Here is an 11060-nt window from a genome sequence, read left to right as displayed (position 1 = left end):
TCGGCAAGATCAAGGGTCGCATCCGCAAGATTGCCATCGTGGCGCTGGCGCGCAAGCTGATGGTGGCGCTTTGGCGCTATCTGGAGACTGGCCTCGTGCCGAGTGGCGCCGTGATGCGCCCGAGCCTCTAACCAACGCCGGTGCGCCAATGACGGCCGACGCGATCCAGGACAGACGTGTGACCGAACGCGGGTATGGGTCTTCGGATTCCGCTTTTGTAGATGGGTCCCGTCGCTTCTGGGCCTCACCTTCACACGTGAATGAAAGATTAGGGTTGGGGTCATCACACCCGACCGGATACAAGTTGATGCGGTGGTTGCCGCATAAAGCTTCACGGCCCAGTTCTGGAAATCACGCCGGCACACTCACAACGCGCACCGACACGTCCCGAGCAGAAAGCCTCGCGCCGGGCTCGCCGCCGTCAAGGCCGCTTCGCGCCGCCTTCGGCGGTGGCCTTCGGCCAGCCTTGACCGCGGCTCCGACCCGGCGCAACCGCCAACCATCGGGACGGAAGAACCATCAGGAGCGCTTCGCGCCCAACACCAACGACTGAGGCAAAAGCATGCCCTGATCGATCACGCCTCTTGACAATCACACCCTCATACAAGCCCGCATGAGCGAAGCGATATACGGGGAGTGATGTCCCGGATGTCGCTTCGCTCATCCGGGCTACGGTTCTGCCCGGGTCAGGGCGTAATGCCGCCGGCCTGCGCGATCAGCTCGAACGAGCGCAGCCGCTTCTGGTGATCGTAGACGTCCGACACGATCATCAGCTCGTCGGCGCCGGTCTCGGCGACCAGTGCGTCGATGCCGGCGCGCACCGTCTCGGGCGAGCCGATGATCGAGCGGGCCAGCATCCGCATCGCCTGCACTTTTTCCGACGGCGACCAGTAGGTCTCGATGTCGTCGATCGGCGGCTGGCTCAGGCCGCGCGCGCCGCGAAAGATGTTGGTGAACGACATCTGCTGCGTCGTCGCGAGGCGCCGCGCCTCGGCGTCGGTCTCGGCGGCGATGATGTTGACGCCGACCATGGTGTAGGGGCGGTCGAGCTGCTCCGACGGCTTGAAACGCGCACGGTAAATCTGCAGCGCCTGGATCAGCAGTTCAGGGGCAAAGTGCGAGGCGAAGGCGTAGGGCAGGCCGAGCTCGCCGGCCAGCATCGCGCCAAAATTGCTCGATCCCAAAATCCACAGCGGCACGTCGGTGCCGGCGGCCGGCACCGCCTGGATGCGCTGGTTGGGCCCGGCCTCCGCCAGAAAGGCCTGCACCTCGAGCACGTCCTGCGGAAAATTCTCGGCGGCCTCCGGCGTGCGGCGGAGCGCCCGCAGCGTCAGCTGATCCGTGCCCGGCGCGCGGCCGAGCCCGAGGTCGATCCGATCCGGAAACAGCCGCGCCAGCGTGCCGAACTGCTCGGCAATCACATAGGGCGCGTGGTTCGGCAGCATGATGCCGCCGGCGCCGACCCGGATCGTCTTGGTCCCCGCCGCGATATGCCCGATCACCACCGACGTCGCGGCGCTGGCGATGCCCGCCATGTTGTGGTGCTCCGCCACCCAGATGCGGCGATAACCCCAGGCCTCGGCATGAACCGCGACATCGCGCGCATTGTACAGCGCGCCCCGCGCATCGGTCTCCTGGGTGACGCGGACGAGATCGAGAATGGACAGTGCCGCCACGAAAACTCCTGAACGAAGAGTGCATGAAGGACCCCGCCAGCGATCGTCGGCTGTGTCCAGGCTGATCCGAAGCGGCAGGTTTGGCCGGTCGGCCCGTCCCATATGGATATGCTGCCGATGCGGGTCAATCCGCTGCTGCGACAAGGCCATGGACCGCCGCCGGCATGTGTGCCACCACGGCGCGGTCGAGGCAGTGAGCCAAGCGGAGAGAGATGAGCCCCTATGCGATCGCGGTGTGGCCATGATCGCTGACGGACCTCAGGCGGCCGTCGTCAGCGCGTGGCGATCGCCGGGCGACGTCTTTGCCTGCCTGAGGGGCGAGTGGAAGCTGCTGCGCCGTCTCGACGGCCGCGGCTGGATGCAGGGCACCGCCACGTTCAGCGACGGCGCTGACGGAAACCTCGCCTACCACGAGCGCGGACGCGTCAGGCTCGATGCGCAGGAGTTCAAGGCCGAGCGCAAATACGTGTTCGCGGCAAGAGCAGCCGGCTTCGCCGTCTATTTCGCCGAAACCCCGCTGCGGCTGTTTCACGAGGTGAAGCTGACGCTCGCAAACGGCACGCTGACCGGACAAGCGTCCCACCTCTGCGCCGCCGATCTCTATCGCAGCCGCTACGCGTTCTTGCCGGATGGACGATTTACGATCGAGCACGAGGTGTCGGGACCGAAGAAAAGCTATTTGCTATCGACGATGTTTGCGCGATGAGCATCGACTCGCGGCTTAACGGCCGCCTGCGGCCGCATTGAGCGGCGCGCCGCCGACCGAGATCGGGCCCGACGGCTTCGGCGCGCGAACCGACGGGCGTCTCGGCTTCGGAGCGACATGTGGCGCCGGCGCAGCAGCTGGCGCTTCAGCCACGGCCGGCGGCGGCGCTGGTGCGGGAGGCGGAGCGGGGCGCTCCAGCGCGTCGACCTTCGCGGTCAGCGCGGCCAGTTGGTCGGCGACGCTCTTCAACTGCTCCTGCTGCGCGGCGACCGATTTGCCGAGCGCGGCCAAATCATCCTCGACCTTCTGATGGGCGGCGAGCAGGTCCGGCAGCGCCTCCTTGTCGGCTGCGGCCACCTTTTCGCCGGAGAACGAGTTGCTCAAGGCGGGAACCAGCGGCTCGATCTGCGGCCAGGCGTAGACGCCGCCCGCGCCCGCGACCATCAGGATCACGATCAGGAGAAGCCATGGCCAGCGGCGGCGGGTGGCGGTAATGGAGCTGGACGGCGCGGCGCTGTGCCACGCCTGATCGGAATCGCTGTTCATCAACCTTTCGTAGTCCGCCTTGGCGGGCGTTGCAAATCGGGGCTGGCATGCCCTTCGTCCGGAGACCCCTTGGCGCCGCCGCAAACCTCCCAAATCCTGGCCGACCTCGTTGCGAAAGCGCCTGACGGTCCCGTCGACCTCGAATGGCTTCTCGGCAATCTCGACAAGCGTTCGTTCGGGCTTCTCCTGCTGTTGCTCGGCCTCTTGGTGATCATCCCCGGCATCGCGACCATCGCGACGCTGGCGCTGCTGTTCCCGGCGGTCGAGATGATGCTCGGCCGCAGGGCGCCGTCGTTTCCGCGCGTCATCTCCAAGCGGCAGTTCGACTTCAAGCGCTTCAAGCGATTCACCATCGCGGTCAGCCCGATGCTGCAGGCGATCGAGCGCATCAGCCGGCCGCGGTGGGATGCCCGTCACGACGTGATCGATCGCCTCGTCGGCCTCGTCGTCTTTCTGCTGGCGTTTTCGGCCGGCTGGCCGCTGCCGCTGGTCAACGTCATTCCGGGCATGGTGGTGGTGCTGATCGCGGTCGCCTATTTGCAGGAGGACGGTCTCTTGCTCGCGGTTGCGATGGCGGCCGCGCTGCTCTGCCTGCTCGGGCTCGGCTTCACGCTGTGGGCGTCGGTCAGCGCGGTGACGGAGTGGATGGCACACTGAAGCGCGGCCGCATCGCCGCAAGCGTGCGACGAAGTCGGCGCCGGGTTCCGCAACGCATCTGCAAAGCATTGAAATTGCGCAACGCGAATCTCGCGCGTTAACCTCTTCGAGCAGGTCCAGCTCCGCGCTCCCCTGAAGTCCTTGCCTGGAACAACCCATGGCTGTACGGTGCGCTGCACAAGGGTTAATTTTTCGTGAATGGGCCGCTGGAATGACCGCAGGTGAGGGCGTGGCGCCGGAGCAGGGTGCGGACCGGACAATGCCACGGGGCGTGGTTGTCGAAGGCCCGCTGGTCGACGCCAAGTTCCTCGATTCCCGGATCGCGTTTGTCATCATGGTCACGGGTTCGATCGCGGCGCTGATCTGGGCCTTCACGCAAGGCCTCGGCTGGGTGGAGATTTCGGTCTTCCTCGGCACGTTCGCGCTGAGCACGGTCGGCATCGGCTTCATGCATCGCTACTTCGTCCACCGCAGTTTTCGCTGCGGTCCGGTGATGCGGACGCTGTGCGCGATGATCGCGACGATGGCGGTGCAGGGTTCGATCCTCAAATGGGTCTCCAATCATCGCCGGCACCATCTGCACGCCGACAAGCCCGGTGATGTCCACAGCCCTTACTATGACGGCGCCGGCAACCAGCATGTCAGCTTCCTCAAGGGGATGTTGCATGCGCAGGGCGGCTGGGTGTGGGACAAACAGACCACCGATCCCGAAGTCTACGCCAAGGACATCCTGGCCGACCCGATCGCGATGTTCTTCACCAGGACGCGCTGGTACTGGGTCGCAGCGTCGGCGGTGCTGATCCCGGGCGCCATCGGCTACGCGTTCGGCGGCGTGCACACGATGATCGGCTGCGTCCTGTTCTCCGGCCTGTTGCGCAGCTACCTCATGACCATGGCCACCTCGCTGGTGAACTCGGTCTGCCACAGCGACGGCCGCTACGGCTACCGCCGCTATGAGCTCAATGACGGCACCACCAACGAGCTGGTGACCACGTTCCTCACCTTCGGCGAAGGCCTGCACAACAACCATCACCGCTTTCCGCGCGACGCCTATCTGTCGCACGCCTGGTACGAGATCGACATCAACGGCCTGATCATCCTGGGGCTCGGCAAATTAGGACTCGTGCACGACATTTTCCTCAGCCCGGTATCTGCCGCTGGTGCTGCCACCAGCCCGAACCCGATCGACGTCGTCGCCGAGGACCTTGACGCGTCCAGCGTCAGGTAGATTGGCACGCGCGCTCGTGCCTCGCAGGCGGCATGCTGATTGCCGCCTCGCTTAAGACATTGGTCATCTCTTTGCTTTCATTTTCACCGCGCATTCAGCAAAGAGGTCCCATGTCTGACATCACCATTCCCGGCGGAAAAATTCGTGCCTTCGTCGAGCGGATCGAGAACATCGACGGCGAACTGCAGGAACTGAACGAGCAGAAGAAGGAAGTGTTTTCGGAAGCCAAGGGCGAGGGCTTCGACGTCAAAATCCTCAAGGAGATCATCAAGCTCCGCAAGCAGGATCAGGACGAGCGCGACGAGCGGGAAAGCCTGCTCGACCTCTACATGCGCGCCATGGAGACCGCGCCGGAGGAGAAGGCTGCGAAAGCCGCGTGAGGCTTCGAGCCAGCAGCCCGCATGAGCAAGTAGGGCGGGTTAGCGGAGCGTAACCCGCCGGTTGGACTCGGAAGTAGTGGCGGATTACGCCTTCGGCTAATCCGCCCTACGCTACGCTTGATCCGATGTACGCGAGGTGCATCGGCAATATCGCCCGTCAGTCAGATCAATGGAATTGATAATTGAGGGTCAGCGTCACGGACTGGTTGGTGACCCGCTCCTGGGCGTTCAAGACGGCAGACCCGGAGGTCGACAACGTCCCGTTCTGGTTGAATACGGTGACCGTGTTGGAGATGGTGAAGTTCGCGGAACGCGCATAGGTGTAGCCAAAATCCAGGAACCAGCCGCCGGCAAAGGAATAGGTCGTACCGATTTGCGCCGCGCCGCCCCACACCCAATTCTGATTAAATACGGTGATCGGCAGGCTGGTGGCGAACGTTCCTCTCAACGACTGGGTGGCAAACGGAATCCCATTGATGAAATTGGACTCCACGCCAAACAGCGCCGGTCCGCCACCGGCGTATAACGTAACGTTGCCGAATGCCCGGCCGATGGTGCCGATCAGCGAAAGCTGATGCCGGAGATTGATTTCCGCTGGGCTGATCGCCAGGAACCCGGTGATGGGTCCGGAGATTCCGGCGTTCGGTCCGCTGACGACGGTGCCGGTCCCATTCTGCGGAATGATCACGTTCTGCTTCGAGTCGATGTTTGCGTATTTGTAATTGAACTTGAGCCCAGCCACCCAGTCGCCGCCGGCAAACGGATGCATATAGCCGAACTGAACATCGGGGGCGAAACCGGATTTGTTTCGGTTGAAGTCGAAAAAGGGACCACCCTCTTGCCCTTGGGCGGTGAGCACCCCCGCATCAAATACACTGATGAGGCCGGATACGCCCTGCAGCGATTGGTCGAAATGAGTCCAGTTATAGCTGCCGCCTGCACCGATATAGAACCCGGACCAATCCCGCATCGCAGGCGGCGGCGCCGACGGCAGAGCCTTGACGGCCATGTCAGCGGCAAAGACAGTCGCGCTTGTTGCGACGATTAAAACACTTCCGCAGACAATGGAAATAACACGGTTGCTCATTTGACCACCTATGACGGTCGACCGTTCCAACCAATCCTCGTTGCCCCTCGCGACGATTGCAATTCCGAACCTTGCCACGAAGCGGCAATTGCTGGATTTCCGACCAGTGTTGCCCCGTAGCAACGTCGCCTCGGGCCCAGGCTGTCGAGTTGGGGGGAGAAGTTCGCAATGAGCAAAAGCTTCGTCACTTACGATTCTCCTGACTACAAGCTGTACAGTCGCAGTCTCTCGGATGAGCGCTTCCCATGTCGTTGTCTGCCTATGTTAAAGGCCGCTCGTTCGAGCGGCCTTTGGGTTTGTTTGCAAATCGGACAGCGCGACAAGTGTTACCTCACGAACACCCCGTCGTGCTTCCACACGTATCGCACTTCATGCACGTCCCATTCCGCACCAGCGTGAAGTTGCCGCACTCCGAGCACATCTCGCCCTCATAGCCCTTGGCCTTCGCTTCGGCGCGGCGCTCGGCCTTGCTCGGGGCGACGGCGGCTGCGGTGCCGGGCTTGCTCCACTTCATGGCCTCGAGCTTTTCCGTGGGCGAGAGGTCGTGGCTGACTTCCTGCTTTAAGGCAACCGCGCCTTCGACGGTGTCGGAGACGCCGCGGGCATTTGTGCCGTGCGAGGCCAGGGACGTCACGCGGTTGCCGCCGGCGGGGGCGGCGTCCGAGTTCGCGCTGACCGCGGCGGAGCCGCCGCGCATGATGACGAGGTTGTCGGTGCGCGAACGGGTCAGGCCCTTCGACAGATACTTCGTCGCCTGCTGGGTCGGGGCCTCGTCCGGCTCCTTGCCTTCCTCGACGCCCTTGCCGAGCGCGTCGAAGCCACTCTCGTTCGGATCGACATGGGCCAGGTCGAAGCGGCTCATGTAGCTGACCGCGAGCTCGCGGAAGACGTAGTCGAGGATCGAGGTCGCGTACTTGATCGAGTCGTTGCCCTGCACGGGACCTGCGGGCTCGAAGCGGGTGAAGGTGAAGGCGTCGACATACTCCTCCAGCGGCACGCCGTACTGCAGACCCAGCGAGACCGCGATAGCAAAGTTGTTGATGAAGGAGCGCAGCGCCGCGCCTTCCTTGTGCATGTCGATGAAGATCTCGCCGAGCCGGCCGTCGTCATATTCGCCGGTACGGAGATAGACCTTGTGGCCGCCGACCACCGCCTTCTGGGTGTAGCCCTTGCGTCGGTCAGGCATCTTCTCGCGCTCGCGCATCACAACGATGCGCTCGACCAGCTTCTCGACGATCTTCTCGGAAACCTGGGCGGCGCGCGCCGCCATCGGCTTCTCGTAGAGCGCCTCGACCGCATCGTCCTCGTCCTCATCGTCGGCGATGAGCTGCGAGTTCAGCGGCTGGCTCAGCTTCGAGCCGTCGCGGTAGAGCGCGTTGGCCTTCAGCGCCAGCTTCCACGACAACAGGTAGGCGGACTTGCAGTCCTCCACCGTGGCGTCGTTCGGCATGTTGATGGTTTTCGAGATCGCGCCCGAGATGAACGGCTGCGAGGCCGCCATCATCCTTATGTGGCTCTCGACCGACAGATAGCGTTTTCCAATTTTGCCGCAGGGGTTGGCGCAATCGAAAACGGGGTAGTGCTCGGCCTTCAGGTGCGGAGCGCCTTCCACCGTCATCGCGCCGCAGATGTGCACGTTGGCCGCCTCGATCTCGCGCTTGGTGAAGCCCACCGCAGCGAGCAGGTCGAAGCCAGGGGCCGCGATCGCCTCGGAGCCGATGCCGAGCTGGTCGCGGATGAAGTCTTCGCCAAAGGTCCACTTGTTGAAGGCGAACTTGATGTCGAACGCGGTCGGCAGCGCCTTCTCCACCTTGGCAATGGCCTCATCGGTGAAGCCTTTTGCCTTCAGGGTCGAGGCGTTGATGCCGGGGGCATTCGACAGCGAGCCGTGGCCGACGGCGTAGGCCTCGATCTCCGCGATCTCGCTCTCGCGATAGCCGAGCGCGCGCAGCGCGGCCGGCACCGCCTGGTTGATGATCTTGAAGTAGCCGCCGCCGGCGAGCTTCTTGAATTTCACCAGCGCGAAATCAGGCTCGATGCCGGTGGTGTCGCAATCCATGACGAGGCCAATGGTGCCGGTCGGCGCCACCACCGTGGTCTGGGCGTTGCGATAGCCATTCTGCTCGCCGAGCGCCAGCGCGTCGTCCCAGGCGTGCACGGCGTGGGTGACGATGTCGGCCTGCGGGCAGGAGGCGTGATCGAGCGGCACCGGGTTGACCGAGAGTGCCTCGTAGCCACCGGCGTTGCCATGGGCGGCGCGGCGGTGGTTGCGGATCACGCGCAGCATGTGCGCGGCGTTCTTCTTGTAGCCGGGGAAGGTGCCGAGCTCGGCGGCCATCTCCGCCGAGGTCTTGTAGGCGATGCCGGTCATCACGGCGGTCAGCGCGCCGCACAGCGAGCGGCCTTCCTTGCTGTCATAGGGCAGGCCCATGGTCATCAGGAGGCCGCCGATGTTGGCAAAGCCGAGGCCGAGGGTGCGGAACTCGTAGGAGAGTTCAGCGATCGCCTTCGACGGGAACTGGGCCATCATGACGGAGATTTCCAGCACGATGGTCCAGAGCCGGCAGAGGTGCTCGTAGGACTCGACGTCGAAGCGTTTTGTCGTCGTGTTGTAGAACGTCAGCAAATTGGCCGAGGCGAGGTTGCACGCCGTGTCGTCCAGGAACATGTATTCCGAGCACGGATTGGAGGCGCGGATGTCGCCGGACGCCTTGCAGGTGTGCCAGTCGTTCATCGTGGTGTTGAAGTGCAGGCCGGGATCGGCGCTCGCCCAGGCGGCGTAGCCGATCTTCTCCCAGAGGTCGCGCGCCTTCAGCGTCTTCGTCACCTTCTTCGAGGTGCGGGCGTTCAGATTCCAGTCGCCGTCGGTCTCCACCGCGCGCAGAAAATCGTCCTTCAGCGACACCGAGTTGTTGGAGTTCTGGCCGGAGACGGTCAGGTACGCCTCCGAATCCCAGTCGGTGTCGTAGGTGTCGAACGAGATGTCCTTGTAGCCCTGCTTGGCGAACTGAATGACGCGCTTGATGTAGTTGTCGGGCACGAGGTTGCGGCGCGCCAGCTTGATCTCGCGGCGCAGGGCAGGGTTCTTCTCGGCGTCGAAGCAGTCGTCGCCGCTGCCTTCGCAGTTCACGCAGGCCTTCATCACGGCCTTGAGGTGCTTCTGGTTGATCTTGGAGCCGGTGACCAGCGCCGCGACCTTCTGCTCCTCCTTCACCTTCCAGTCGATATAGGTCTCGATGTCGGGGTGATCGACGTCGACCACGACCATCTTGGCGGCGCGGCGGGTGGTGCCCCCGGACTTGATCGCGCCCGCGGCGCGGTCGCCGATCTTCAGGAAGCTCATCAGGCCGCTTGAGCGGCCGCCGCCGGAGAGCCTTTCGCCTTCGCCGCGCAGGCTGGAGAAGTTGGAGCCGGTGCCGGAGCCGTATTTGAACAGGCGCGCCTCGCGCACCCAGAGGTCCATGATGCCGCCCTCGTTGACGAGGTCGTCGCCGACGCCCTGGATGAAGCAGGCATGCGGCTGCGGATGCTCATAGGCTGACTTCGATTTCGTCAGCTTGCCGGTCTTCCAGTCGACGTAATAGTGGCCCTGGCCCGGGCCGTCGACGCCGTAGGCCCAATGCAGCCCGGTGTTGAACCACTGCGGCGAGTTCGGCGCGACCATCTGTTTTGCCAGCTGGAAGCGCAGCTCGTCGAAGAAGGCGAGGGCGTCTTCTTCGCTCGAGAAGTAGCCGCCCTTCCAGCCCCAATAGGTCCAGCAGCCGGCGAGGCGATCGAACACCTGCTTGGCGCTGGTCTCGCCGACGATGCGCTCGTTCTCGGGCAGGGTGGCCAGCGCCTCGGTGTCGGGCACCGAGCGCCACAGCCAGGACGGCACGGTCTCTTCCTCGACCTTCTTCAGGCGCGCGGCGACGCCGGCCTTACGAAAATACTTCTGCGCCAGCACGTCGGAGGCGACCTGCGACCAGAACTCCGGCACTTCGACATTCTCGGCCCGGAACACGACGGAACCGTCGGGATTGCGGATTTCGGATGTGGTCAGCCGGAAATTGATCCCGGCGTAGGGTGATTGTCCGCTGGTGGTGTTGCGTCGTTCGATTCGCATGGTCGAGCCCCGTCACTTCTTCTGACCGGCCCACATGTTTGCGGTGCCGGAATGATTATCCCTTGCGAAATCAGGAACACGCATTTCCACGCCTCCCGTCATTCGCAGCTCAGCCGGTGGATCCGGCCTGTTTCTCTCGTCGCAGGCGGGTCCGGCCTTTGGCCGGTCCTGCGGCGGCACGCCCCTCAAGCCGATCCGACCGATGTCGGGTCTTCCCGGGTCATGCATTCAACGCCCCAACGCTCCACGCGACACGTCACGCGATACGCTTTTCGGGCCGGTTTCCGGCCTCTGATCCGGGCCTGTTTCGGCCCGTTTGGCGCCCCGGACATGGTCCAAAATCAGGGCAGACACGCCCTCAACCCGCGGCCAAGAGGCCTGGCGGAGTGGTCATTTTGGAACCCTTGTGGGAGCGACCGGCGGGACCCAAACACACTCGCGCCGAACAGGCTCGAAGCTAGGCCAAGTCCGTCACGCCCGTCAAGGACTAGTACGAGTTTCTGAATCAAACACTAAATATGGTGGAGATTGGGGGATAACAGGGGGCGGTGCCGCGCCTGTGATCGGGCCAAGTATCAGTGAGTCCTCAGGGATTCCCAAGCCAAAAAATTGTCGGCTGGCTGTGGATCACGTCTTCGCCCCGCTGTTCACAGGCCAAGGAATTTTTCCCCGTGA

At 63.8% G+C, this 11060-nt stretch carries 8 protein-coding genes and 1 pseudogene; 5 read left to right on the top strand and 4 right to left on the bottom strand.

Annotated features, from left to right (window positions below; genetic code table 11):
- A pseudogene (locus CI41S_RS44790) lies at positions 1-131 on the top strand (IS110 family transposase); the annotation flags it as partial.
- A gap of 555 nt (positions 132-686) precedes the next feature.
- Here CI41S_RS44790 and CI41S_RS38485 read toward each other — a convergent pair.
- Positions 687-1676 (bottom strand): LLM class flavin-dependent oxidoreductase, encoded by a 990-nt coding sequence (locus CI41S_RS38485; protein WP_139864223.1) that lies wholly within the window; start codon positions 1674-1676, stop codon positions 687-689.
- Between the two features lie 241 nt (positions 1677-1917).
- On the opposite strand from CI41S_RS38485, the gene CI41S_RS38480 reads away from it, so the two are divergent.
- Positions 1918-2382 carry a DUF6314 family protein gene (locus CI41S_RS38480; protein WP_139864222.1) on the top strand — a complete coding sequence of 155 codons (465 nt, stop codon included), beginning with the start codon at positions 1918-1920 and terminating at the stop codon, positions 2380-2382.
- A 15-nt stretch (positions 2383-2397) separates the two neighbouring features.
- Here the strand turns inward: CI41S_RS38480 and CI41S_RS43925 are convergent, their stop codons facing one another.
- A complete protein-coding gene (locus tag CI41S_RS43925) occupies positions 2398-2928 on the bottom strand; it encodes a hypothetical protein (RefSeq protein WP_172628362.1) in 531 nt (176 codons plus the stop codon).
- Positions 2929-2997: 69 nt separating this feature from the next.
- Here CI41S_RS43925 and CI41S_RS43920 point away from each other — a divergent pair, with 69 nt between their 5' ends.
- The 3 genes from CI41S_RS43920 (at position 2998) to CI41S_RS38465 (ending at position 5193) form a co-directional block, all read left to right on the top strand.
- Positions 2998-3585, top strand: a complete 588-nt coding sequence (locus tag CI41S_RS43920) for an exopolysaccharide biosynthesis protein (RefSeq protein WP_172628361.1) — start codon at positions 2998-3000, stop codon at positions 3583-3585.
- 211 nt (positions 3586-3796) lie between these two features.
- A complete protein-coding gene (locus CI41S_RS38470; protein WP_139864220.1) occupies positions 3797-4813 on the top strand; it encodes an acyl-CoA desaturase in 1017 nt (338 codons plus the stop codon).
- Between the two features lie 110 nt (positions 4814-4923).
- Positions 4924-5193, top strand: coding sequence for a DUF2312 domain-containing protein (locus CI41S_RS38465; protein ID WP_139484019.1), 270 nt, complete (start codon positions 4924-4926; stop codon positions 5191-5193).
- A 166-nt stretch (positions 5194-5359) separates the two neighbouring features.
- On the opposite strand, the gene CI41S_RS38460 is transcribed toward CI41S_RS38465, so the two are convergent.
- Positions 5360-6280 carry an outer membrane protein gene (locus CI41S_RS38460; protein ID WP_139864219.1) on the bottom strand — a complete coding sequence of 307 codons (921 nt, stop codon included), beginning with the start codon at positions 6278-6280 and terminating at the stop codon, positions 5360-5362.
- Between the two features lie 331 nt (positions 6281-6611).
- Positions 6612-10385 carry a vitamin B12-dependent ribonucleotide reductase gene (locus CI41S_RS38455; protein ID WP_139864218.1) on the bottom strand — a complete coding sequence of 1258 codons (3774 nt, stop codon included), beginning with the start codon at positions 10383-10385 and terminating at the stop codon, positions 6612-6614.
- Between the last annotated feature and the right edge of the window lie 675 nt (positions 10386-11060).

The sequence above is a fragment of the Bradyrhizobium ivorense genome (assembly GCF_900696085.1).
GTDB lineage: Bacteria > Pseudomonadota > Alphaproteobacteria > Rhizobiales > Xanthobacteraceae > Bradyrhizobium > Bradyrhizobium ivorense.
The sequence above is the reverse complement of the archived record's forward strand: the minus strand, read 5'-3'. Positions and strand labels throughout refer to the sequence as shown.

Coding starts and splice junctions, on each gene's coding strand:
- CI41S_RS38480 (WP_139864222.1), top strand. CDS start 1,918: ATGATCGCTGACGGACCTCAGGCGGCCGTCGTCAGCGCGTGGCGATCG.
- CI41S_RS43925 (WP_172628362.1), bottom strand. CDS start 2,928: ATGAACAGCGATTCCGATCAGGCGTGGCACAGCGCCGCGCCGTCCAGC.
- CI41S_RS38470 (WP_139864220.1), top strand. CDS start 3,797: ATGACCGCAGGTGAGGGCGTGGCGCCGGAGCAGGGTGCGGACCGGACA.
- CI41S_RS38465 (WP_139484019.1), top strand. CDS start 4,924: ATGTCTGACATCACCATTCCCGGCGGAAAAATTCGTGCCTTCGTCGAG.
- CI41S_RS38460 (WP_139864219.1), bottom strand. CDS start 6,280: ATGAGCAACCGTGTTATTTCCATTGTCTGCGGAAGTGTTTTAATCGTC.
- CI41S_RS38455 (WP_139864218.1), bottom strand. CDS start 10,385: ATGCGAATCGAACGACGCAACACCACCAGCGGACAATCACCCTACGCC.